The organism is Salinarimonas ramus (assembly GCF_014645695.1).
Lineage (GTDB): Bacteria > Pseudomonadota > Alphaproteobacteria > Rhizobiales > Beijerinckiaceae > Salinarimonas > Salinarimonas ramus.
Genome location: NZ_BMMF01000006.1, coordinates 1 through 25,165, shown reverse-complemented (window position 1 = coordinate 25,165; position 25,165 = coordinate 1). Strand labels below are relative to the sequence as shown.

Here is a 25,165-nt window from a genome sequence, read left to right as displayed (position 1 = left end):
CTCCGGGGCGGCGATGGAACCCGGTCGTTAAGCGGCGAGGCGGCGGCGCTGTCAAGCGCCGCCGTCTCACGCCCCAGTCTCCCACCCAAATCTCACGCCGCCGTCCCGTCCCGCGGGTCGCGCTTCGATTCGAACTGGCCGAACCTGCGGAAGCGGCGCAGGTAGGACGGCACGATCGCCTCGACCGACGTCGGGGAGATGCCCATGCCCTCCAACGTGCGCCCCTGCGCCTTCGCCGCCTCCGAGACGACGTTGTCGACCTCGAGCATCTTCAACTGGTCGCGGGTGAGCACGATCTCGTCGGGGATGAGCCCCATCGTGATCTTGTCGAGCGTCTCGGTGAGGGCCGCCTGCATGCGGGCGAGGCGCCCGGGCAGCGTCACGATCATGCGGCGGCGCTCGGTATAGCGCAGGACGTGCTCCACCACCTCGCGGAAGGTGAGCACCTCGGGCCCGCCGAGCTCGTAGACCGTCCCGCCCTTCAGCGTGCCGTCCATGGCCCGCGCGATCGCCTCGGCGACATCGGCGACGTAGACGGGCTGGAAGCGCGTGTCGGCGGCGGCGATGGGCATCACCGGCAGCGCCCTGGCGAGGACGGCGAAGCGCGTGAAGAAGCCGTCGCCGGGGCCGAAGACGATGGAGGGGCGCAGCACCACCGCGTCCGGGCAGGCCTCGAGGACGAGCGCCTCGCCCTCGGCCTTGGTGCGGCCGTAGGCGGAGGGGCTCTGCGGATCGGCGCCGATCGCCGACACGTGGGCGAGCGGGATGCCGGCTTCCGCGGCGGCGCGGGCGACGGCGGCGGCGCCCTGCGTCTGCACGGCGGAGAAGGTCTGCTTGCCGCTCTCCTGCAGGATGCCGACGAGGTTGATCGCGCCGTCGGCGTTCTTGAGCGCCGCCTTCACCGAATCGGGATAGCGCAGGTTCGCCTGCACCGGCATGATCTGCCCCACCGTGCCCAGCGGCTGCAGGTGATAGGCGAGATCGGGCCGGCGCACGGCCACGCGCACGCGGTAGCCGCGGCGCGCCAGGACCTGGCACACGACCTTGCCCAGGAACCCCGAGCCGCCGAAGACGGTGATCAGTTTCGCGCTCGGCCAGCCTGCCGCCTGCATGGTCCCTCACCCCTCAGCTCGTCTAAGCCGGGGTTCTCTAGAGCGTTCCGACGCCGGGGAAAAGGGTGCGGCGCGAAAATGCGCCGCACGACGGGGTGGAGAGAGGCGAGACCGGCTCACCCATCGCGCGGGATGCGCGGCACGCCGTGCCGGCCGCGGGCCTGGACGCGCACCGGGATCGGTCGCAGCGCGGTGGTGTCGAAGCGCTCGTTCCCGCCGCCGCCGCCGCCGGAACCGCCGCGCGGCCCGTCGCCGTCCTCCTCGTCCTCCCAGGGGAGCAGCATCACCGCGGTGGCGATGGCCGCCCCGCCGCAGGTGACCGAGAGCCCGAAGGCGAGCAGGATCACGGCGACGAAGCCGTCGGGATCGGTGAGCGCGAGGGTCGCCACCCCTCGGAAGTCCACCGCGACGAGGGTCGCGGCGATGGCGAGGCCGAAGCCGATCCCCAGGATCCCGTTCGTGACGAACAGGCGGATCAGCGGCTGCTTCATCAGGGCACGCATCTCACGGCCCTCCTTCCTGTCTCGGTCCCATGGGGGAGAATACGCACCCCGGACCATCCTGGATCCCTTCCCCTGAGAATTCCTTTCACGAGGCGATTGACGCGCGGCCCGGACCTGCTATGAAGCGCTCCACCGCGCGAGCGGGCCCAGGTGGCGGAATTGGTAGACGCGCTGGTTTCAGGTACCAGTGGTTAACAGCCGTGGAGGTTCGAGTCCTCTCCTGGGCACCAAGCGGTGCTCTTCCCAGTATTGAGGGCCGACCTCGCCCTGGCGGCAGCCCCCCTTACGGCAAGCTCACCTGCACACCCACCAGCACGTCGTGCCTGTCCAGCCCGTCCGCGCCCGCCTCGCCCGAGAGCGTGCGCGCGTAGCGCCAGGAGAGGTCCAGCGCCAGCGTGTCGGCGAGGGCGTAGCTCGCGCCGGCGCCGAGGGAGAGCATGGCGACGGTCTCCGAGCGGTGCGTCGGGACGACGGCGGCGGGCGGGACGTCCGCGAGCGGGTCGAGATCGAGCGCGGCGACGCCGATGCCGGCGCCGAGCCAGGGCGTGACGCGGCCGAAGCTCGGCAGGTCGAGGGCGAGGGTCGCCATCAGCGGCAGGGCGACCGCGCGCAGGCCGGCCGGGGCGCGATCGAGGCGCATGCCGGGCAGGTCGAGGGTCGCCTCGAGGCGCAGGTTCGGGGCGATCCCGGTGCCGAGACCCAGCGAGAGGCCGGAGCGAAAGTCCTCCCCGCCGCCGCCGAGGCCCGTGCGCGTCGAGAACCGCGCGTAGGGGCGTGGCGCCCGCGGCGCGGGGTCCTGCGCCGCCACCAGCCGGGCGACGAACGGGTCGAACGGCGCGTCCGCCCCGAAGGCACGCGCCAGCGTGACCTGATGCGCGTCCTCGCACACCTCGTAGGTGCGCTCGTCCGCGGCCCGTCCGAGGCGGCAGCCCGCCCGCGCGCCGATCTCCGCCCCGCTGACCGAGCCGGTCCGCGCGACGGCGTCCGAAGCGACGACCTCTACGGAAGCCGGTGCCGCTGCGGTTCCCGTCACGGGAAGAAGCAGCGACAGGGTCGCGACCAGGGCGGCGAAAAGGGGCTGTCGCATGGCGGTGGCGCTCACGATCATGGTGAGCGAACCGTAAATGGACGTGGTTAACGAAACCTTCCCCCCCTTCGGCCTGCCGTTTCGGCTCCCGTTCGTGAAGGCTTATTAACCTAAACCAATTGTTATCGTTCAGAATTCATTAGTTCTGATCTAAGCGTAACATGTCCGCACTAGAAGGTGCGGGCATAACCAGAGAGGAGTCGTCATGATCCTGAAGACCGTAGCGGCGACTGCCGCGGCGCTTCTCGTCGGGACGGTCGCGGCCCAGGCCGAGACCTACACCGTGCGCGAGGCGCAGAGCCGGTACATCGCGTGCTATGAGCGCGTGTACGTTCCGGCGACGATCGAGGTGAACACGCGCGGCGAGCTCGTCCGCGAGGGTGGCGAAGCCTGGCAGACCTCCGGCAACCACTGGAATCGGGTGCGCGAGCTCCCGGTCTACATCCAGAGCCGTACGGTGATCGAGCCCGATCACTACACGCTCGTCCGGAAGTCTTGCCCGCACTGAGCGGGTCTCCCGTGCCGCGGCGTCGAACGCCGCGGCATGGTCTCACCCAGAGGAGCACGACCATGCGTCACGCAGCCATCGCCTTCGCCTCCGCCGCCCTCGTGGCGCTCGTCGCCGCGCCCGCGCCCGCCCACGAGCCGGCGCTCTCGCCCGAAGCCCAGCTCGTGCACGATTTCGAGGAGCGCTACGGCTTCCGCAACGTCTTCTGGTGCGCCGACAACGCCGCCGGCATGGCGGACGCGCTCTCGCGAGCGGCGTCGGGCTCGACGCTTCCGGCAATCGCCTTCGAGGCGCCGCTCTATTGCCGCGCGCGCCACTTCCCCACGGCCGACGACGCCGCCTGCGAGCAGTCCGTCGACGCCGTGATCCGGCTCGACGCGGTCATCCCCGGCTTCAAGGGCAGCGAGCTCGCCCGCGGGATCGCGGAGGCGTGCGGGACCATCGTCATCTGAGGGTTCCGCGTCATCCGAGGGTATCCCGTCACCCGAGGCTCTCGGCGTCCCGCAGCTTCCCCTTCACCGTCTCGTACGTCTCCACCGCGTGGATCGCCGGGCTGCCGTCGGATTTCGGCGTCGTGTAGACGAGCGCGCCGGTGGCGTGGGGGTGGGCCTCGACGCGGACCACGTGGGCGGTGTTGACGAGCACCCGCGGCTTCTGGACGGTGGCCATGGTCAGCTCGATGAAGGGCATGTCTCTTCCTTGCGCTCGGACGCGTTCGCTCGGGGTCGGGAAACCTGCCACGCGAACGGTTTATCGCTGCTGAAAAGCGGGCGCGATCACGCCTCGCCGCCCGCGCCGCCGCTGCCACCCTCGTCGAACCCGTTCTCACCCGTGTAGCGCCACGTCATCGCGCGCGGCAGCGGGCCCTTGTTGCGCGCGCCCTCGAGCGATTGCTCGTAGGCGTGCGAGAGGATGCCGATCGAGCGCGAGAGGATGAAGAGCCCGCGCGCCAGCGGCCCGGGGAAGCCGAGCTCGCCGTAGACGATCGCGGTGATGCCGTCGATGTTCATCGGCACGGGCTTTTCGCGCCCGCGGGCGAGCACGGCCTCGACGGCGCGCCCCGCTTGCGCGTGCCGCCCCGCGACGACACCCTCCGCCACCGCGCGATCGACGAGGGAAAGGAGGCGCGGCGCGCGCGGGTCGAGGGGATGGAAGCGATGGCCGAAGCCCGGCATGTAGTGTCGCCCGGCCGCCTTCTCCTCGGCGATCACCGCCTGCGCCGCGGCCTCGACGTCGCCGTCGAGGGCGTCGCTCACCGCGATGATGCGCTCGTAGAGGCCGAGCGCCTGCTCGCCCGCGCCGCCATGGACGTCGCCCAGCGTGTTCACCGCCGACGCCATGGCACCGTTGATGCCCACCCCGCAGGTGATCGCCATGCGCGCGATGGCGATGGAGGGCGCCTGCGGCCCGTGGTCGACGCCCGCCACGAGGGCGGCTTCGAGCAGGCGCGCTTCCTCCGGGCGCGGCAGGCTCCCGCGCGTCATCAGCCAGATCATCGAAACGAGATCGACGTTGCCGATGAGGTCGCGCACGTCGTGCCCGCGAAGCCGGATCTCGCCGGGCCGCATGGCGATGATCGCGGTCGACCACCAGGCCTCGGCTTCGTCCCGTGTCCGATCCCCGCTCATTCCGCCGCCTCCTCGTGCCCGCGGCCGATCTCGCGCAGGATCTCGCGCGTGTGCGCGCCGAGCCGCGGGGGCGGGCGCGTGGGCACGGGGCGCACGCCGTCGACGAGGAAGCCCGCGCCCATCACGGCGACATCGGCGAGCGCGGGGTCGTCGCTGCCCGCGAAGGCGTGGACGAGGCCACGCTCGGAAACCTGCTCCTGGGCGAGCGCGCCCGCGACGTCGAGCACCTCCCCCGCCGGCACGCCGGCATCCGCGAGGAGGCGCGCCCAGTCCCGTGCGGGCTTCGTCGCGAGGGCGGCCTCGAGCTCTGCGGTGAGCGCGGCGCGATTCTGCTTGCGCGCCTCGCGCTCGGCGAAGCGCGCGTCCTCGAGCCAGTCCCGGCGCCCGACGAGGCGGGCGAGCGTGGCGAACTGCTCCTGGCGGTTCGCCGCGATGTTGAGGAGCCCCTCCCCCGTGCGGAAGGTACCCGACGGGCTCGCCGTCATGTTGTCGTTGCCCATGGCACTGGGCTCGACGCCCGCGACGAGCAGGTTCGAGACCGCCCAGGCCATGACGCTGAGGCTCGCGTCGAGCATCGAGACGTCGAGCGTCGCCCCCTCCCCCGTCCGCCCGCGACCCGCGAGCGCGGAGACGATCGCGAAGGCCGCGGTCAGCCCGCCCACCGTGTCCGACACGGGGAAGCCGACGCGCAGGGGCGCGCTCTGCGGCGTGCCGGTGACGCTCATGATCCCCGAGAGGCCCTGCACGATCTGGTCGTAGGCGGGATCGCCGGCGAGCGGGCCGGTCTGGCCGAAGCCGCTGATGGCGCAATAGACGAGGCGCGGGTTCCTCGCGCGCAGCCGCGCGGCGTCGAGGCCGAGCCGCGCCATGACGCCGGGGCGGAAGTTCTCGACGACGACGTCGGCGGTCTCGACGAGGGACAGGAAGGCCTCCTTGTCGGCCGTCTCCTTCAGGTCGAGCACGATCGAGCGCTTCGCCCCGTTCTGCGCGATGAAGGAGGCGCCCATCAGGTCGCGGTTGAGCGGCACGGAGGCGCCGAGCTGGCGGGCGAGGTCGCCGCCGTCGGGCCGCTCGACCTTGATGACGTCGGCGCCGAGCAGCGCGAGCTGGTAGCAGCAATAGGGCCCGGCGAGGACGTTCGTCAGGTCCAGGACCCGGATGCCGGAGAGCGGGGCGGGATGGGTGCGCTGCGCGTTCATCAGGGGACCAGCTCCGCGGGCGTGTCGACGCCGGGACGACTCGCGCCGGAGGTGCGCCCGGCGCTGCGCAGGGCGAAGCCCGCGATCAGCAGAACGAGCCCCGCCCCCGCGAGGTTCGCGCTCGTCGCCGGCGCGAGGGTCGCGGCCGCGCAGGCGACGAGGGCGAGGCGCACCACGATCGGCAGCGGCCGGAACAGCCAGCCGATCTGCGCCGCCGCCAGCGCGACGATGCCGAGCATGAGGATGGGCAGGATCAGCAGCGCATCGAGGAGCCCGGTGCCCTGCGTGCCCACCACGATCTCGGGATGGTAGATCCAGGCGATGGGCAGGACGAAACCCACGAGCGCGAGCCGCATCGAGGTCAGCGCCAGCGGGATCGGATGCTCCTTGGCGATCGCCGCCGCCGCGAAGACGGCGAGCGCCACCGGCGGCGTGATTGCGGAGAGGACGGCGTAGTAGAACACGAAGAGATGCGCCCCGAGCTCGGAGATGCCGAGTTCCATGATGGCGGGTCCCGCGACGAAGATCACCATGAGATACGACGCCGCCGTGGGCAGGCCCATGCCGAGCACGATCGAACAGATCGCGGCGAGCACGAGGGCGAGGAACAGGTTCCCGGCGCCCAGAGCCGTGATCTCCTGGTTGAGCGTCACGCCGAGCCCCGTCGAGGTGATGGCGGCGATGACGATGCCGATGGCCGCGCAGGCGAGGAGGACGGAGAGCGCGTCGCGCCCGCTCTCGACGACGAGACGTGTCCAGTCGGCGAGGCGAAGCCGCGTGTCGGGCAGGATCGTGGCCAGCGCCAGGATCGCGCCGGTGGCCAGCAGGCCCGAATAGGTGGCGGGGTAGCCCGAGAACAGGAGCGCGAGGAGCGTGCCGAAGCCCGTGGCGAGGAGCGCCGCCTGCGATATGCGCTTTCGCGTCCAGCGCGGCGCGTCCTCGGAGAGCGGCGCGAGCTGCAGGCGCCCGGCCTCGAAGGTGACGGTGACCGACAGCGAGAACAGGTAGAGCAGCGCCGGCACGAGGGCGGCGAGCATGATCTCGACATAGGGAATGCCGGTGACGTCCGACATGATGAAGGCGCCCACCCCCATGACGGGGGGCATGATCTGCCCCACGCACGAGGCCGTGGATTCGACGCCGCCCGCGAAGCGTCCCGAGAAGCCCACGCGCTTCATCATGGGGATCGTCAGCACGCCGGTGGAGGCCACGTTCGCCGGCGCCGAGCCGTTGATCGAGCCGAACAGCGCGGAGGCGACGATGGCGCATTGCGCCGGGCCGGAGCGCCGCCCGCGGGTGAGCATGGTGGCGAGGTCGTTGAAGAGATCGCCCGCCCCGGTGATGCGCAGAGCCGCGCCCAGGATCACGAAGACGAGCACGATGTCGACGACGGAACCCAGCGCGATGCCGAAGATGCCGCGATAGCCGTAGGAGATCTCCAGCACGCGCTCGATGGAGAAGGGGCGGTGGGCCAGCAGTCCCGGCATCAGGTGGCCGAACAGCAGGTATCCCACGGCCGCGAGCACGACGAGGGTGAGGATCCACCCCTCCGCCCGGTGGGCGCCGGCCACGACGACGAGCGTCCCGATCGCGTAGCACCACAGGTCGAGCCGGTTCGGCAGGCCCTCGCGAAAGGCGGCGATGTCGGCGTAGTTCGCGGTGTAGTAGCCCCAGGCGAACAGCGCGCCGGCGACGAGGAGCGTGCTCGCCGTCAGGTCGAGCGCGCCGCGCGCCGTGCTTCCGCCACCGGCCGGCCGCAGGGCGAAGATCGCCACGAGGCCGAGCAGCAGCGCCGTGCCGTACTGCACCTCGCTCGGGAAACGCCCGAACAGCAGCGTGTAGACGACGAAGAGCGGCAGCGCCGCGCAGGCCGCGACGCCCAGCGCCTGGAGCGCGGCGACGGCCGGCCGCGCATCGAGGGCGACGCCGGTGAGGTGCTCGAAACGATGGCTCGACCACTGGCCGGGCATGGGGCTGGGCATCTGCCGCTCCTCTCGACGGATCGTTCGCGGACGAGCCGCCGGCGAAGGACGCCGGCGGCGGCGCGATGGGTCAGAGGCGGCCGATCTCGCGATAATAGCGTGCCGCACCGGGATGCAGGTCGGCGGAGATCGAGGAGAGCGCGTCCTCGAGCGTCACGAGCGAGAGGGCGGCGGAGGCGCCGTTCACCGTCTCGATGTTCTCCCAGAGCGCCTTGGTGAGGGCGTAGACGGTGTCCTCGTCGACGTCGCCGCGCACCATGATCTGGTAGGGGAAGGTCCAGAAATACGCGTCCTCCTCGGCGACGACGCGGCCTTCGTAAGCCTTCTCGATCGCGGCGGCGGGGATGCGCTGGTAGACGTAGTACTGGCCGTTCGAGACCTCCTCGCGGAAGGCGTCGAGCGTCGCCGGGTCCGGCGAGACGAAGCGCAGCCGCGTCGCCCGCGACGCGTTGTCGATTGCGGCCGTGGGGATCGAGCCCCAGACGAGCGTCGCGTCCATCGTGCCCGACGCGATCTGCTCGAGCGCCGGGCCGTACTCGATCGCCTGGCCGTCGACGCTGTCGGCGATGCCGTGGATGCCGAAGAGCGTCTGCGTCACCCGCCCCGCATTGCCGCCGGGGCGGCCAATGCCCACCGTCTTGCCGGCGAGATCGGCGAAGGCGCGGATGTCGCCGTCCGCCGGCGCCACGTATTGCGCCATGCCGACGGGCAGCGCGAGGATCGCCTTCATGTCGCGATAGCCCTCGCGCAGCGCCTCCGGATCCTCCGTGTAGGCGCCGGTGCCGCCGACCGCGTCGAGGTAGTGCGGCGCGCCGACGCCGACGATGTCGACCTCGCCCTGCGCCGCCTTGCGCATGCCCGCGACCGTGCCGTTCTCCACGACCGTCATGCGCAGGCCCGCCTCGCGGGCGATGCCCGACCAGACGACGCCGAGCTGGTAGTCGTCCGAGGTCGGCGAGACCCCGGAGAAGACGAGCTCCTGAGCACCGGCCGCGCCGGCGCTCACCGTCGTCAGGGCGATGGCGATCGCCGCGTTCCTCATCCACCTCATGGCGTCCTCCCGTTCGTGTCTGGCGTTTTTCGCTTGCGTTCTGCTGTATGGAACGATATTCAATCTAGCAGAACGCTTTGCACGCGTCCAGTGCCGCCGTCCAGCCGGAGATCGCCTGCGCATGCCGAGAACCCGCGACGCCGCCCGCCCCGAAAACGGTCGCCCCGAAGACGGTCGCCCCGAAGCCGCCGCCTCTCCCGGAGGAGTCGAGGCCGTGGAGCGTGCGCTGACGCTGCTCGATTGCTTCGACGAGACGAGCGAGAGCCTCACGCTCGCCGAGCTCGCCCGGCGCTCGGGGCTCTACAAGAGCACCATCCTGCGCCTCGCCACCTCGCTGGAGCGGTTCGGTCATCTCGTGCGCGGGTCGGACGGACGCTTTCGGCTGGGGCCGGCGCTCTGGCGGCTCGGCTCGCTCTACCGCCGCGCCTTCGATCTCGCCGAGACCATCCGCCCGGAGCTGAAGGTGCTCGTGGACGAGACCGGCGAGACGGCGTCGTTCTACGTGCGGGAGGGGGACGCGCGGGTGTGCCTCTATCGGCGCAACTCGCCCAAGGCCATGCGCCACCATCTGAGCGAGGGCGCGCGGCTCTCGCTCGAGGGCGGTGCCAGCGCGAAGGTGCTCCTCGCCTTCGGCGACGATCCCGCCGACCACGACGCCGGAGTGCGCGCGTCCGGCCACGCCATCTCGCTCGGCGCCCGCGATCCCGAGATCGCCGCGATCGCCGTGCCGGTCTTCGGGCCGGGGCGTCGCCTGCGCGGCGCGCTCGCCGTCTCGGGCCCGCTCAGCCGCTTCGACGAGGCGCTGCGCACGCGCGCGCTCGCGGCGCTCGAGGCCGCGGCGGCGCGCCTCGAGGCCCGCACCCCGCCCCCGCACGAATGAGAAACGGCTCGGAAGGAAACGCCATGTCCCTTTACCCGCCCCCGAAGACGATCGAAGCGCGAATCTTCTCGCGCATGCCCGACGACCTGCGTGTTCCAGACACCTCCCCGCCCTGGGCGGCGGCGAACAAGCCCGGGCGCAAGGTCGATTGCTTCCTGGAGGGGCCGAGCTTCGACCGGGAGGGGAACCTCTGGCTCGTCGACATTCCCTACGGGCGCATCCTGAAGGTGTCGCCGGCGGGGGAATGGTCGGTCGCGTGCCGCTACGAGGGCTGGCCCAACGGGCTCAAGATCGACGCGGACGGGCGGGTCTACATAGCCGACTACATGCACGGCATCCTCGTGCTCGAGCCGGGCGCGGACGCCCCGCGCCCGCTCGTGACGCATCGCCATTCCGAGCATTTCCGCGGCTGCAACGACCTCTTCCTCGCCCGCGACGGGTCGATCTTCTTCACCGACCAGGGCCAGAGCGGGATGCACATGCAAAACGGCCGGGTCTACCGCTACGACCCCGGCACGAGCCGCCTCGATCTGCTGATCGACACCGGCCAGAGCCCCAACGGGCTCGTCATGGACCTGCACGAGGAGGTGCTCTACGTGGCGATGACCCGCGGCAATTCCGTCTGGCGCCTGCCGATCATGGCCGACGGCGCCGTCTCGAAGGTGGGGGTGTTCGTGCAGATCTCCGGCGGGCTCTCGGGGCCCGACGGCATGGCGCTCGACGAGACCGGCGGGCTGTGGGTCGCCCATGCGGGGAACGGCTGCGTGTGGGGCTTCGATCGCCTCGGGCATCCCAAATGGCGCGTCGTCTCGCCCACCGGCGGGCTCACGACGACGAACATCGCCTTCGGCGGGCCGGGCAATCGCGATCTCTACATCACCGAGAGCGACACCGGGCACGTGCTCGTGGCGACGCTGCCCGTCGCCGGCAAGCCCATGCGCTCGCACCTCTGATCGGAGGCGGGGCGAGCGACCCGAGGGGGAGAAGGCGGGGCGGACGCCGCCGCCTCCCCTCCTCGGGCGAGGCGGGGACCGCCTCAGCTGTGGTCCTCGGCATTGCGCCGGATCGTCTCGCGCAGCTGCCAGACGTCCTTGCCGCCCATCACCGGCGCGCCGATGGAGCCGGTCGCCTCGACGTCCAGCGGACGCGACTGCGCCTGCGGCTTGAAGAAGCCGTCCTGCTGCTGGGGCTGGTCGTAGATCGTGATCTCGCTCGGCAGCGAGGCGAAGGCCGGCGAGGACGCCGCGAGAGCGAGGGCGGCGGCGACGAGGGTGCGCGTGATCCTGGTCATGATGGTCTCCATGCGTTTCGTTGAGAGCACCGGGCCGGCACCGTGCCGCACCCGGGCCGACGCGCCCTCGCTGCTGCGATCGGCCGTGTCGACGGGGCGCACTCTGGCCCCGCCGCTTTTCGCGACGTTTTCGCGCGACGAGAATCGGGTTTCGTGCCGAGGCGCGACGGTTTCGCGCGGGAAACCGGATCGTCACACGGATTTCGTGGAGCGCGCACGCGCGGACGGCGACCCTGTCCCCTCGTGCGCGTCCGAGATAACGAGCTTCACGCCCCGCAGGCCGCGCCGGGCGAGCTTCCTGAGGAAGGCCGTCCAGAAGGTCTCCGCCTCGAAGGGGCCGACGTCCATGCCCAGCACCTCGCGCCGGCCGTCGGTGTTGACGCCCACCGCGACGATCACAAGGTGACGATGATTCCGCCGGCGACGGTGGCGGAGTCATGCTTCTCCTCTCAGCCGGTCCAGCTCGTCCTGGCTGCCGACGAGAAGGCTGACGTTCTCCGGATCCGGCGCCGACGTCTTCTCCGCGCCTCGCCGAGTAAGCTCCAGAGCAATCAGCTGCTCACCACGTGGCGTGGAGTAAAACCAATCAGCGTCGCTCGCCCGCATTCTCTTCGCGAACATTGCGGCTCCGTCGATACCTCCGGAGGTAATGAATGCGATCTCGAAGGCTTTCTGTAGAGCCACGAGGCGCCCTGAAGCACGCGGACGAGAAAATGAATAGTTATTGACTAAACTTTGCCGCGCTCGTCTTGTCGATTGCTCGCCTAAAGCCAAGCCGCTATACATCGAAATCTGATTCGTCTGGCGAAAGTGGATGACAATTATGTCTACTCTTTATGGTATCGATGTAAATCTGACATTTGAGATTTCTGGATTCTTCGAAGACGCCACGAAGGTTGTTCCCGTCAATGTCTCGGCCACTGTCGGCGACGGTGCTGAGCTGACCACGGTTATCTCAGCACGGATCATGTCAGACACGGATGGAAACGGCGACCAAGAGCCGGTGCAAGGGCCGAACGGATTGCTGACGGGCACCGTTACGATCGACATTACAGAAAACGAGATCTTTGCCCGCTTCGAGGGTCAAGCTCAACCTGCTTCATTTAGAATCTATATTGATGATCTCGCACCCCAAGGTGTTGCGCCTGGAACGATTATTGACCAGGGGGGAATGAGTGGCGTCAACACGATCAACGCTCCAACATATGATGTGACGACGACGCGCCTGACGCTGGATTGGACCTTCCTGGGCTTCCAACCTGGAACTATCGTCAGCCAGACGGTCTTCTATGATAATCAGCTCGAGGATAGTCCAACTGCTGTAGATGATGCGTTCATAGTCGATGCAGATAAAGTCCTCACCGGCAACATTCTTACGAATGATTTCGACCTCGATAATTCTGGTAGCATTGGTGTTGTAGATCCTTTGAGTGTCTCCGAAGCAAACGGTGCACTTGTCGGAGTATGGTCTGACATTGCGGACGGCGGACGGATAAGAGTGTCAGCGAATGGAACGATCGAGTTCGATCCAGACGGAGATTTTGACCAGCTGGCGCAGGGCGAAACACGACAGGTACAATTTAGCTACACATTATCTGACTCGACGGGTCGAACAGACAATGGCACAGCAACGATAACAGTCACGGGCGTGAACAAAACGCCAGTCGTCACGCCAAGCGCTGGAACAGTTTCTTATCTTGAAAATGGATCATCCTTTACAATCGACCCTGAGATAATTGTCGTTGACGACAATCTGACTCTTTCTCAAGCCAATTTTAGAATAATCGATAACTATTCTCCCGCTGAAGATATTCTAATATTCAATAATGACGGGTCTTCTATGGGCAACGTGTCGGCATCTTTCGATGCTGTCACAGGAACGCTGACGCTTACCTCTGCAGGAGCAACTGCGACGCTCGCAGAGTTCCAGGCGGCGTTGCGCGCTGTGAGCTACGCCAACACGTCGGATGCTCCTAGCACAGCGGATCGGACGATCGCCATCACCGTCGGCGATGGCATGGCGACGAGTGCGCAGGTGACAAAGATCGTTTCGGTGACTGCGGTCAACGACGCCCCCGTCGTCGCCGGCGATCTCGCGGCGACCCTCGCCGAGGGCGCGACCTACGCCTTCACGACGGCCGACATCGACGAGCTCGATCCTGACGATTCTGGCGACGATCTGGTCTGGACCATCGGCACGGCGCCCGGCCTCGGGACCCTCTTCCAAGACCTCGACCTTGACGGCGCCGTGGATGTCGGCGAGGCCTTGGGCGCGGGCGATACCTTCTCCGCGCAGGACGTGATCGACGGCACGCTGAGATACGCCCATAACGGCACGAGTGGCGGGCTCGACCAATTCACGGCGAGCCTCGCCGACGGCGGTGAGGACGGCGCCGCGGCGACGACATTTGCGACAATCGCGCTGACCATCACGGAGGTCAACGACGCGCCGATGCTCGACACCTCCGCGTCGCCGGCGCTCGCGGCGGTGAGCGAGGACGCGCCGGCGCCGACCAACGGCTCGCTCGCGGGGGCGACCGCCGTGTCCGACCTCCTCGGCGGCGTCTCGGACCCGGACACGGGCGCGCTCGCGGGCATCGCCATCATCGCGACGAGCGTACAGGGCACGCTTCATTGGTCGATCGACGGCGGCACCACCTGGACGCAGGTGCTCGGCCTGTCGCAGGCCGCCGCGTTGCTCCTGCGCAGCACGGACCACGTCTACTTCCGCCCCGCCGCGGACGTGAACGGCACGATCGCGGACGCCATCACCTTCCGCGCTTGGGATCGGACGGTCGGGGCCGCAGGTGGCGCCGCGGACGTCACGACGAACGGCGGCACGAGCGCCTTCTCCAGCGCATTCGATACGGCCTCCGTCGCGGTGACGGCGGTGAACGACGCTCCCACCATCGCGGGGAGCGTCGACACCACGGCGCTGACCGACGAGGCCGGGGCGCGGACCCTCTTCTCCGGCGTCGTTCTCGGTGACGTGGACACCGGCGAGACGGATCTCGTCGTCGAGGTCCGCCTGTCGAATGCGATGGCCGGCACGCTGGCGGGCGGCGGCTTCACCGACCAGGGTGGCGGAGTCTACCGTCTCTCGGGTGTCTCGGCGGCCGCGGCGACGGTGGCGCTCGATTCGCTCGCGTTCACCCCGGCGAGCACGCTCGCGGCCAGCGAGAGCCTCTCGACCGGCTTCACCATCGCCGTCGACGACGGGACGGCGCCCGAGGTGACGACGACCTCCGCGTCCCTGACGATATCGGGCGTCAACGACGCCCCGGTGGTGGCGAACGTCTCCGGCGAGACCGCCAGCGTCGTCGCCGGCGCAGGGCTCTCCAACGTCGCGCTCTTCGACGATGCGAGCGTGACGAACCCCGATTCCGCCGATCATGCCGGCGGCTTCCTGCGGATCGCGCAGACGAGCGGCGTCACGACGGGGTCCTTCGGCCTCGACGGCACGAGCGCGCTCGCGGGCACGGACGGGATCATCGCGGCCGGTGAGACGGTCTTCGTCGGCGGGGTGGTCATCGGCACGATCAGCGCCACGGAATTCGGCGCCGACGGCGCCGCGCTCACGATCGACTTCGACACGAACGCAACGCCTGCGCGGATCGAGACGCTGCTGCGGGCGCTCGCCTATTCGGCACCGACGGGGCTCGGCGATCGCGGCTTCGTCTACGTGCTCGACGACGGCGACGGGACGGCCAACGGCGGCGTTGCCGACGCCACCGGCACGTTCACCATCACGGTCGCGCCCAATCCGCCGGCGATCGCGGATCTCGCCGGCACGATCACGGTGGCGACGGGCTCGTCCGCACGCTTCGACGCCGGATCGGATGCGACCGTCACGGATGCCGACAGCACGACTTTTTCCGGAGGATCGCTCCGGATCGACCGCGTCTCGACGACCCTCGCCGGCGACTTCTCGCTCGACGGCGCCACCGTGGCGGCGGGCGGCGACGGCGTCATCGCAGCGGGCGAGACGATCACCGTCGGCGGAACGCCCGTCGGCACGGTCGATGCCGTCGCGGACGGCCAGGGGCTGAACGGGCTCCTCGTCGCGCTCGCCGCGAACGCGACGCCGGCCGCGGTCTCGACGCTGCTGCAGGCCATGCGCTACGGCTCGAGCGTCGTCGGTGAGCACGTCTTCGACGTGACCCTCACCGATGCGGCGGGCGGCGCGACCTCGGTCGCGTCGCGGGTGACGGCGACGGTCGCGACCCCTCCAGCGCCGCCGACGCCCCCGACGCAGACCGGCACGATCGACGGCGCGACGGTGGAGGAGCAGACGACGACCGCGCCCGACGGCACGCCGCAGACGCAGCTCGTCGTCACGCCAACGACGCCGGATCGGGTCGAAGACTCCGAAACGCCGCAAAACGATCTCGCGGACATCCCCATCGGTCCCACCATCGGCACGGACGACGATACGCCCGCCCTGCGCGCCGGCCTGCCCACCGGTGCCGGCCTCGTCGTCGAGGGCAAGCCCGGTGCGCTCACGCCGGAGAACGGCCTGGCGGATCTCCTCGCCCGCATCGGCGACGACGTCCCGGCCGGCGCCGACCGCGACGCCATGAACGCGGCCGCGTCCCGGTATACCNTCCGGCCCAAGGCGCCCAAGCTCGCGGGCCTGATGGACGAGGCCGAACACGACGTCCTCGCCTACATGGACTTCCCGCTGCGGCATCGGGCCAAGCTGCACTCGACGGATGAGATCGACAAGAGCCTTGTTCGCCTGCTTCTCGTTCGAGGGATCGCGACCAGCGCCGTTCCTCGCGCCCGTCGGAACGGCTTCGATCTTCGTTCCGACCTGATTGCGCAGGAGCGCCGCGCGCAGGGGCGGTCAAGGATGCCCGCAGGGCACCGCGCAGCGGCGCGCAGCGTCCTTGACCGGCCCGAGCACGGTGCTGGGATGCTCGGGGTCGGGGATGCCAGACAACGCGCTGGCATCCGGTGCGGCTGGATCGACGCTGTCGCCCGGCGCTGCTACTCTTCGTGCGCGCGAGCGACCTCGTGGCGAAGAGCGGCGTGACGGCCGAGAGCGCCGCCGGGTGCCCTATTCCTGCCTTGCCGGATTGAGGCGCTCGCGCGCCCCGTGCTGCGAGGGGCGCTGTTTCCAGCCTGCGACGAACCGCTCGTAGCTTCTCTCCGCCTGCTCGGCGAGCTTCCGCTCCTGGTCGCGAAGAGCCTTGACGTTGTAGGCATAGGTCGGGCCGCGCCGATTGCCCTTCTTCTGAGGGAAGCCGGCCTTCAGTTCCAGGTCGCGGGTCTTCTTGGCGACCAGCGCCGGGCGCGCCCAGAGGTAATCCTGCTGCTTGGTGAGCAGGTGCCAGCACACGACCGCGAGCTTCCGGGCGAGGGCGACCGCCGCGACCTGGTGGCCGCGCTTGGCGCGGATGCGCACGAAGAAGGCGTGCAGCGGCCCGGGCGCCTTCGCCGCGGCCCACGCAGCCTCGACCAGCATCGCCCGTGCGTGGCTGCGTCCCACCTTGCTGATCCGCCCGTGATGGGCGGCGCCGAGGCCGGACTGCCTCACGCGCGGGTTCAGGCCGAAGTAGCTGACGAGCTTCTGCGGGCTCTTGAACCGCGCGATGTCGCCGATCGCGGCCATGAGGCCGGCGGCCACGGCCAGATTGACGCCGGTGATCGTCAGCAGCCGCCTGACCGCGGCGTCGTCCATCACCGCCAGCGAGATCTCGCGATCGATCTCGGCGAGGTCCTCCGCCGTTCGGTCGAGCTCGCGCGTGTTGCGCTCGATGGCCGCGCGCTCGTCGTCCGGCAGCGGCTGGCGGGTCAGCCATGCCCGTCCGCGCCGGTTGAACAGGTCCGCATGCGGGCACTTCGGAACGAGATGGGCGTGCAGGATCGCGTGCACCTCGTTCTTCAGCCGGGTGCGGTGGCGAACGATCTGGTGGCGCCGCGCCACGAGCCGACGCAGCCTCTCGGTCGCGGCATCGGGCGTCCAGATCTCCGGGAGGAAGCCCGCCGCGTGCAGGCTCGCCAACGTCCCCGCATCGACCTTGTCGGTCTTCACATGAGCATGCGCGATGGCCTTCACCTGCAGCGGGTTCGCGATGACGACCCGCGCCGCGAACGGCGCCAGAACCCGCGCGACCGCCATGCTGTTGCCGGTCGCTTCGATGACGACCTCGTCGGTTGCCTCCAGCGTCTTGCCGAAGCCCTCGAGAGCGGTGCGGGTCATCTCGACCCGGCCAACCCGCCGGAGCACACCCTCGTCCCAGATCACGACCTCGCCGAACGTGCGGTGGAGGTCGATACCGATCACGCGTCGCATGTCTGCCTCCCTCGATCCTGTGGACACGAAACGGGAGCGGCGGGCGACACGACACCTACGGATCCGCGCTCACGGCGCAACCGGGCGAGTCGCAGAGGCGGCCAGCTACTAACACGAGCTCGCAGCTCATCGAATTTAGCGGCCTGCCCGCACCTTACGTGCTCCCGGAGCCTCCGTCCCGGATGCTCGCAGCATACGCCGCAGCCGAGAAAAGCCGCAGCGGAACGTCGGCTCCGCGATCATCATGCCGGTTACCAACCCGCTCGAGCGCGTCAACGGCGAGATCAAACGCAGGACCGAGGTCGTCGGAATCTTCCCCAACGAGGACGCCATCGTCCGCCTCGTCGGCGCGATCCTGCTCGAACAGAACGACGAATGGGCCGTCCAGCGCGCGAGATACATGACCCTGGAAACCATCGCCGGCATGAGCGATGATCCCGCCGTCAGCCTGCCAGCGATGGAGCCCTGACGAACGATCCGGCCACGCCCAGGATCGTCCATGGCACCGCGTCAGCTACACCACGCCTCGGGACATGATCGGATGCCCCCGCTGATGCAAGCGGTTTTTCGCCGTTATGGACATGCGATCGGGTGCGGTCGTGTGTCCAGCCTCGTGATGCGGCCTCTTCGACGCCGCGGCCCCGTATGGAGATGTGCGGATCACGACCCTATCGAGTTTGCGTGCTCGGAGCGCTCGGAGCGGTACAGGTTTCTCGCGATCCCGTCTCTTCGACCCATGTCCCGTACCTTTCGTGAACCTCTCGCATCGCCGGACCATAAACGGGGTCAGGACCATATTCTTCATCTGCTCCCGATCGCTAATGCTGGGGTGCTCTGATGAAGACGAACGACGAAGGCCTCCGGAACGTGCTGCCACGCGAGCCGGCGAGGCTGCGATCCGCGCTGCCGGCGGACGGGTCGGCCATGCCCAGGATCGCCATGGCCCCCAAGTCAGTTACACCACGCGGCGGGGCACGATCTCGTTCTCGACGAGCACGGGCGCCCTCGGATCAAGGACGCGAGCGGCCGGCTGATGACGGTCGGGAATTTGTCGCCGAAACGAAGCAAGACCCGGACTTCGCGCCGGCCTGCGAACAGCGACCGCCGATGCCCGACGCGCGGCTTGCAAACGACCAAAATTCCTTTCTCGCCGAGAGCGTCAACCTCATCGAACAGAGCCGGCTGATGCCGACCGACCCCGCGCGGGCTCATCGCGCGCTCGATCGTGGGCGACACGCAACATCCGGAGCGCAATTGGGGCGATCAGCGGCGCACGCTTGACGAGGGCACCCGCGTCGATCCGGGCCCGCTGACCGTGAGGTATCCCGACTTCACAAGGCGCAGCTTGCCGAGCGCGCAAAGCGCCTGCGGGGGGCGCAGCGTCGCGACCGTGGCGCCGACTCGGCGGTTACAATGGTCGGACCTTCATGCCCTCTCGGGCGAAGGTGGATCGGCGCCGGGCTCCCGGGCAGACCAGCGTGACGTCACCGACCGGAAAACCCCTCGAACGAGACGGCCGTCCCCACAAATCGGCTTCACCGCGAGTCGAACTACATCTTTAACGCGATAGGGATATTTTCTTGAAACGAGAGGGGTGGATAATCGGCAAGGAGTAATGCGATACTGGAGGCGACTCTTGTGCCGCGTTCCTAAACGTCAGCGGCAACATTGGAAAAATGCAATGGCGACTTTCACCTTCACGCATTTCATCGACTACGAGGGCGACGGTGATGGTGCCACCGGTCCCCTCACTAGTTTGGTCGGCGGAACCCTGATTGACGGGGACGCCGATACGACATTCGAGATCGGCGATACGGTGTCGGCGGGAACGATCGGCGATTCCACCCCAACCACGGGCACGTATCTTGGTACTGCCATCGTTGATGGAGCTGAATGGCCCGTCTTCTTTTTTTCCCGGGACGACGTCTCGATCGTCTTTCTCGATCAAGAGCCCATGATTATCCCCAACACCCTGGTCGTCGACGAGGCCGACACATTCGATACGGCCCCACCCAGCCCTCCGACCGCTACTAATCTTCATCAAACACGATCATATCTTGAGGATCCGGGTGGCGCGGTCGAGCTCGACGACATTGTCGTCACCGATCTAAACGGTGGGGAAACGATCACCGCGACGCTCACGCTGGACAACACCGCCGCGGGCTCCCTCACCACCGGCACTTTCGGCTCCGTCACCTCGACGTACAATGCCGGCATGGGCCGGTGGGAGGTTACGGGCTCGGTCGCGGACGTCAACGCAGCGCTCGCCGCCGTCGCCTTTACGCCCGCGGCGAACTACGACCAGGACGCGACGATCACGACGCGCATCCGCGACGCGGCGGGCACCGGCCCGGCGAACGGCACGATCACGCTCAACGTGACGCCGGTGAACGACGCGCCTACGGCGACGGGCGTGCCGGCGAGCGTGACCTTCACCGAGGATACGCAAGGCAATCTCGACCTCTCGGCCATCACCTTCGCGGACGTCGAAACGGCTTTTGTCATCTTCCGCATAGCCGCCAGCGCAGGCACGCTCGCGGCGACGAGCGGCGGAGGCGTGACGGTCGGTGGCACGGCCTCGGTGCTGACCCTAACGGGCACCGCCGCGAATATCGACACGTTCCTGAACACAACCTCGAACATCCAGTACGCGCCGGCGGCAAACGCCAACGGCTCCGCCGCTGCGACCCTCACGCTCACCGCAGACGACGGCGCGTTGACGAGCGTCGCGCTCGGCAGCGTCGCCATCGACGTCACCGCCGTCGACGACGCGCCGTCTGCCACCGGCATTCCCGCCTCCGTCACCGTGACGGAGGACGTGGCGAGCGACTTCGACCTCTCGGCGATCTCGTTCGCCGACCCCGATTCGGCCTCGGTGAGCCTCGTCCTCACCGCGGGAGCCGGCACCTTCGCCGCCACGAGCGGGGGAGGCGTGACGGTGACGGGTTCCGGCTCCGGAACGCTCACGCTCGCGGGCGCGGCCGCCGTCATCGACACCGTCCTGAACACGCCCGCCACCATCCAGTACACCACCGCGCCGAACGCCAACGGAACGCCGGCGACGACGGTCGACCTCAGCGCCAACGACGGCAGCGGTCCCGTCAATCTGGGCACCGTGAACGTCAACGTCACCCCGGTGAACGACGCGCCGACGACGAACCCCGCCTTCGGCTACGTCAACACCGGCGTCTCAACGGAGACCGGCGGGCTTGTGACCATCGCGGACACGAACCTTCACGAGGGCGACCCGGACGACGACGGCGCCGGCATCACCTATACGGTGACGACCGCGACCGCGAACGGCACGCTGTTCTCGGACGCCAACAGCAACGGCTTGGTTGACGGCGGCGAAGCGATCGCTAACGGCGGGACCTTCACCCAGGCGGACATCGACGCGGGTCGGATCAAGTATGAGCATGGCGGCGGCGCGGGCGCGTCCGATTCCGTCACGTTCGAGGTTCGCGACGGCGGGGAGAATACCGCCGCGGCGCTCACCGGGCTGACCTTCGCCATCACCGTCGCCGCGCGGCCGGTGGTCACGATCGGGGGCGGCGCGCCGGCTCACGTCGAGGATGCGGGCGCGACGGTCGTCGCCCCGAGCCTGACGCTCACGGATGCAGACAACGCGAACCTCACGGGTGCGACGATCACGATCACGGCTTTCGCCACCGGCGATTTGCTCAACTTCACGACCCAGAACGGGATCAGCGGGAGCCTCAACGGGTCCGGCATCCTGACCCTCGCAGGCACGGCGTCGGTGGCGGACTACCAAGCGGCGCTGCGCTCGATCACCTATTCGACGACGAACGACAACCCGGCGACGGGCGCCGGCAACGGCGACCGCGAGATCTCCTTCGCCGTCACGGACGGGTCGCTCGCGTCGGTCGCGCGGACGCAGACGGTGAGCATCACGAACGCCAACGACGCTCCCGTGCTGGACGCGACGTCGTCGCCCGCGCTGACCGGGATCGCCGAGGATCGCGGCGCGCCGACGAACGCCTCGCCGACGGGCTCGACGCTGGTCTCGGCGCTCGTCGGCGGCATGAGCGACGTCGATACGGGCGCCGTGCAGGGCATCGCGATTACCGCGACGAGCTCGCTCGGCACGCTGTGGTATTCGACCGACGGCGCCAACATCTGGACGCAGGCTCCGGCCGTGTCCTCGAGCGCGGCGCTGCTGCTGCAATCCGATGCGCTCGTTTACTTCCAGCCAACGCCGGACGTGAACGGCGCGATCCCTAACGCGCTGACCTTCCGCGCCTGGGATCGGACCAGCGGCACCAACGGCGGCACGACGGACACTACGACGAACGGCGGCGGCACGGCCTTCTCGACCGCGACGGATCTCGCCTCGGTGGCGGTGAGTGCCGTAAACGACGCGCCGGACCTCACCGTACCGGGCACCATCGCGGTGACGGAGGGCGTCGCGACCGCGCTGACGGGCATCACCGTGTCCGACATCGACGCGGGCCTCGGGTCGGTGACCGTGACGCTCTCCGTCCCGAGCGGCACGCTCGCGACGACCGGGAGCGGCGTGACCGTCGGCGGCACGCCGACGGCGCTGACGCTCACCGGCACCGTCACGGCGATCAACGCCTTCATCGCCACGAGCAACGTCCGCTTCACGACGGATCCGGCCGTGTCGACGGACGTGACCTTGACGGTGGCTGTCGATGACGGGGGCAATACGGGCTCGGGCGGCGCTCTGGGCGACAACGGAACCGTGACGCTCGACGTCAGCCCACCACCCCCTCCCGGCGGCGGCGGCACGCCTCCGCCCCCGACGACGGGGACGATCGACGGCGCCACCGTCGCGACCACCACCAACACGGGCCCGGACGGCGCGCCGCAGACGCAATTCGTCGTGACGCCCACCACGCCCTCGCGCATCGAGGACGATTCGACCCGCAACGACGGCCTGGCCGACATCCCCATCGGCCCCGGCGAGGGGACGGCCGCGCTCCGCGCCGGCCTGCCCACCGGTGCCGGCCTCGTCGTCGAGGGCAAGCCCGGCGCGCTCACGCCGGAGAACGGCCTCGCCGACCTCCTCGCCCGCATCGGCGACGACGTCCCGGCCGGCGCCGAGNGCACCGTGAACGTCAACGTCACCCCGGTGAACGACCCGCCGACGGCGACGGGCGTGCCGACGAGCGTGTCCTTCACCGAGGACACGCAGGGCAACCTCGACCTCTCCGGCATCACCTTCGCCGACGCCGACTCGGGTGCAGGCAATGTCGTCTTCCGCATTGCAGCGGACGCCGGCACGCTGGCGGCGTCGACGGCCGATCCGAACGTGACCGTCGGCGGCACGGCCTCGGTGCTGACCCTCACCGGCACCGCCGCGAACATCGGCACCTATCTCGGCACGGCCACCAACATCCAGTACACGCCGGCGGCGAACGCCGACGGCACCAACGCTGCGACGCTCACGCTCACCGCCGACGACGGCGTCGCCACCAACGTCGCGCTCGGAACCATCTCCGTCGACATCACGGCCGTGAACGACGCGCCGACGATCGGCGGCGCCGTCGTCACCACCGGGCTCCTGGACAATGTCGGTGCGCAAGCGCTGTTCGGCGGCGTCACCGTCGCCGACGTCGACACCGGCGAGACGGATCTCGTCGTGGAGGTCCGCCTGTCCAACGCGGCAGCGGGAACGCTCTCCGACGGGGGCTTCGTCGACCAGGGCGGCGGCGTCTACCGCCTGAGCCCCACCGATGCGACGGCCGCGACGACGGCGCTCGACACCCTCGCGTTCACCCCGGCGAACCTGCCCGCGGGCACGACCCGGGACACGACGTTCACGGTCTCCGTGAACGACCAGACGGCGGCCGAGGTCACGCAGGTATCAGCCGCCCTCACCGTCACCGCCGTCAACGACCCGCCGGTCATCGGCAACGTCGCCGGCGAGACCTCGCAGGTGGTCGCCGGGGCGGGCGCCGCCAATGTCGCGCTCTTCGACGATGCGAGCGTGACCAACCCCGATTCCGCCGACTACGACGGCGGCTTCCTCGTGATCGCGCAGAGTACCGGGGCGCCGAACGGCTCGTGGGGCTTCGGCACGGGCGTGACTTCGGGCGTCGACGGCGTCATCGGGGCCAGCGAGATCGTTTCGGTGGGCGGGGTCGCGATTGGCACCGTGAGTGCGACGCTCGCCGGGCAGGGAACAGCCCTGGAGATCGGCCTCAACGCGGACGCGACCAGCGCGCGCATCGAGACGCTCCTCCAGGCGCTGACCTATTCGGCCCCCTCCGTCCTCGGCAGCCGCGGCTTCACGCTGACGCTGAACGACGGCGACGGCACCGCGAATTCCGGCGACCAGGACGACCTCGCGAGCTTCACCATCGAGGTGACGCCCAACCCGCCCGTCATCGCCGACCTCGCCGGGACGGTCTCCGCCAATACGGGTGCCGTCGTCGGCTTCGACGCGGGCGCGAACGCGACCGTGACGGACCCGGACAGCGCGAACTTCGACGGGGGCGCGCTGACCATCACCCGCGCCTCGACCGGGCTTTCGGGTGACTTCTCCCTCGCCGGCACCGTGCTCGCGGACGGCGACGGGGTGATCGACGTCGGCGACGCCGTGACGGTGGGAGGCACGGCGATCGGGACCATCGCCGCCGCCGGTGCCGGCACGAACGACCTCGTCGTGAGCCTGAACGCGGCCGCGACGCCCGCGCTCGTCTCGACCTTCCTCCAGAGCCTGCGCTACACCTCCACCGAGCTCGGCGCGCACGTGTTCGACGTGACGCTGCGCGACGCCGCAGCGGGGGCGACGTCGGCGACGTCGCAGGTGACGATCAACGTCGCCGACCCGCCCCCTCCCGGCGGCGGCGGCGGCACGCCTCCGCCCCCGACGACCGGGACGATCGACGGCGCCACCGTCGCGACCACCACCACCACGGGCCCGGACGGCGCGCCGCAGACGCAATTCGTCGTGACGCCCACCACGCCCTCGCGCATCGAGGACGATTCGACCCGCAACGACAGCCTGGCCGACATCCCCATCGGCCCCGGCGAAGGGACGGGCGCGCTCCGCGCCGGCCTGCCCACCGGTGCCGGCCTCGTCGTCGAGGGCAAGCCCGGCGCGCTCACGCCGGAGAACGGCCTGGCGGATCTCCTCGCCCGCATCGGCGACGACGTCCCGGCCGGCGCCGACCGCGACGCCATGAACGCGGCCGCGTCCCGCTACGCGGGCTCGCTTTCGGGCGACGCACCCCTCGTCGTGCGCACCGTCACGCCGACGGTGGCGCAGGGCACGACGACCCTGCCCGAGCCCATCCTCATCGCCGGCGGCGCGGGGACGGGCGCGCCCGAAGCCCTCGTCATCGACGTGAGCGGCCTGCCCTCGGGCACCGTGATCACGCTCCAGGACGTGGACTTCGCCGTGATCGTCGGCGCCGTGACGGTCCAGGGCGGCGCGGGTCCCAACGTCGTCTTCGGCGACGACGCGGCCCAGATCATCGTGCTGGGCGAGGACGACGACGTTCTGAACGGCGGCGGCGGCAACGACACGATCGGCTCGGCCGGCGGCAACGACCGCATCACCGGCGGCATGGGCGACGACACGTTGTTCGGCGGCGACGGGACGGACTTCGCCTACTATTCGGGCGCGCGGGCCGACCA

General features: G+C 69.5%; 15 protein-coding genes, 1 tRNA gene and 4 pseudogenes. 9 read left to right on the top strand and 11 right to left on the bottom strand.

Annotation, left to right across the window (positions count from 1 at the left end; all coding sequences use genetic code 11):
- Positions 1-92: 92 nt before the first annotated feature.
- The gene (locus tag IEX89_RS11130; protein WP_188912826.1) at positions 93-1,112 is read right to left on the bottom strand and encodes a complex I NDUFA9 subunit family protein; all 1,020 of its coding nucleotides are present in this window, start codon (positions 1,110-1,112) and stop codon (positions 93-95) included.
- A gap of 116 nt (positions 1,113-1,228) precedes the next feature.
- Entirely contained in the window at positions 1,229-1,615 is a 387-nt protein-coding gene (locus tag IEX89_RS11125) for a hypothetical protein (protein ID WP_188912824.1), read from the bottom strand.
- 144 nt (positions 1,616-1,759) lie between these two features.
- Here IEX89_RS11125 and IEX89_RS11120 point away from each other — a divergent pair.
- A tRNA-Leu gene (locus tag IEX89_RS11120) sits at positions 1,760-1,845 on the top strand.
- Between the two features lie 53 nt (positions 1,846-1,898).
- Here IEX89_RS11120 and IEX89_RS11115 read toward each other — a convergent pair.
- A complete protein-coding gene (locus IEX89_RS11115) occupies positions 1,899-2,702 on the bottom strand; it encodes an outer membrane protein (RefSeq protein WP_188912823.1) in 804 nt (267 codons plus the stop codon).
- 205 nt (positions 2,703-2,907) lie between these two features.
- On the opposite strand from IEX89_RS11115, the gene IEX89_RS11110 reads away from it, so the two are divergent.
- Positions 2,908-3,210 carry a hypothetical protein gene (locus tag IEX89_RS11110; protein WP_188912821.1) on the top strand — a complete coding sequence of 101 codons (303 nt, stop codon included), beginning with the start codon at positions 2,908-2,910 and terminating at the stop codon, positions 3,208-3,210.
- 62 nt (positions 3,211-3,272) lie between these two features.
- Positions 3,273-3,662, top strand: coding sequence for a hypothetical protein (locus tag IEX89_RS11105; protein WP_188912819.1), 390 nt, complete (start codon positions 3,273-3,275; stop codon positions 3,660-3,662).
- 28 nt (positions 3,663-3,690) lie between these two features.
- On the opposite strand, the gene IEX89_RS11100 is transcribed toward IEX89_RS11105, so the two are convergent.
- The 5 genes from IEX89_RS11100 to IEX89_RS11080 form a co-directional block, all read right to left on the bottom strand.
- Complete coding sequence (locus tag IEX89_RS11100; protein ID WP_188912817.1) at positions 3,691-3,900, bottom strand: hypothetical protein; 210 nt, start codon at positions 3,898-3,900, stop codon at positions 3,691-3,693.
- A gap of 86 nt (positions 3,901-3,986) precedes the next feature.
- A complete protein-coding gene (locus IEX89_RS11095) occupies positions 3,987-4,838 on the bottom strand; it encodes a citryl-CoA lyase (protein ID WP_188912815.1) in 852 nt (283 codons plus the stop codon).
- The gene (locus IEX89_RS11090; protein WP_188912813.1) at positions 4,835-6,037 is read right to left on the bottom strand and encodes a CaiB/BaiF CoA transferase family protein; all 1,203 of its coding nucleotides are present in this window, start codon (positions 6,035-6,037) and stop codon (positions 4,835-4,837) included. The genes IEX89_RS11095 and IEX89_RS11090 overlap by 4 nt, the downstream gene beginning before the upstream one ends.
- Positions 6,037-8,019: a TRAP transporter permease gene (locus IEX89_RS11085; RefSeq protein ID WP_188912811.1), complete on the bottom strand. Its 1,983-nt coding sequence runs from the start codon at positions 8,017-8,019 to the stop codon at positions 6,037-6,039. The genes IEX89_RS11090 and IEX89_RS11085 overlap by 1 nt, the downstream gene beginning before the upstream one ends.
- A 70-nt stretch (positions 8,020-8,089) precedes the next feature.
- Entirely contained in the window at positions 8,090-9,070 is a 981-nt protein-coding gene (locus IEX89_RS11080; RefSeq protein WP_188912809.1) for a TAXI family TRAP transporter solute-binding subunit, read from the bottom strand.
- A 214-nt stretch (positions 9,071-9,284) separates the two neighbouring features.
- Here IEX89_RS11080 and IEX89_RS11075 point away from each other — a divergent pair, with 214 nt between their 5' ends.
- The gene (locus IEX89_RS11075; protein ID WP_210317620.1) at positions 9,285-9,950 is read left to right on the top strand and encodes an IclR family transcriptional regulator; all 666 of its coding nucleotides are present in this window, start codon (positions 9,285-9,287) and stop codon (positions 9,948-9,950) included.
- A 23-nt stretch (positions 9,951-9,973) separates the two neighbouring features.
- On the top strand, positions 9,974-10,903 hold the full coding sequence (locus IEX89_RS11070) for an SMP-30/gluconolactonase/LRE family protein (RefSeq protein ID WP_188912805.1): 930 nt from the start codon (positions 9,974-9,976) through the stop codon (positions 10,901-10,903).
- Between the two features lie 83 nt (positions 10,904-10,986).
- On the opposite strand, the gene IEX89_RS11065 is transcribed toward IEX89_RS11070, so the two are convergent.
- Positions 10,987-11,241: a hypothetical protein gene (locus IEX89_RS11065; protein ID WP_188912803.1), complete on the bottom strand. Its 255-nt coding sequence runs from the start codon at positions 11,239-11,241 to the stop codon at positions 10,987-10,989.
- Between the two features lie 216 nt (positions 11,242-11,457).
- Positions 11,458-11,640, bottom strand: a pseudogene (locus IEX89_RS11060) (transposase); the annotation flags it as partial.
- 415 nt (positions 11,641-12,055) lie between these two features.
- Between IEX89_RS11060 and IEX89_RS24435 the strand changes: the two are divergent.
- Positions 12,056-14,530: pseudogene (locus IEX89_RS24435) on the top strand (beta strand repeat-containing protein); the annotation flags it as partial.
- Positions 14,531-15,847: 1,317 nt separating this feature from the next.
- A pseudogene (locus IEX89_RS24430) lies at positions 15,848-15,967 on the top strand (IS256 family transposase); the annotation flags it as partial.
- A gap of 333 nt (positions 15,968-16,300) precedes the next feature.
- Here the strand turns inward: IEX89_RS24430 and IEX89_RS11050 are convergent.
- A complete protein-coding gene (locus IEX89_RS11050; RefSeq protein WP_188913396.1) occupies positions 16,301-17,521 on the bottom strand; it encodes an IS110 family RNA-guided transposase in 1,221 nt (406 codons plus the stop codon).
- Positions 17,522-17,792: 271 nt separating this feature from the next.
- Here IEX89_RS11050 and IEX89_RS11045 point away from each other — a divergent pair.
- Both IEX89_RS11045 and IEX89_RS11040 read left to right on the top strand, forming a co-directional pair.
- Positions 17,793-18,008 (top strand): annotated as a pseudogene (locus tag IEX89_RS11045) (transposase); the annotation flags it as partial.
- A 1,146-nt stretch (positions 18,009-19,154) separates the two neighbouring features.
- Positions 19,155-25,165, top strand: a 6,011-nt coding sequence (locus IEX89_RS11040; protein WP_444544458.1) for a cadherin-like domain-containing protein, incomplete at its 3' end; no start/stop codon positions are given.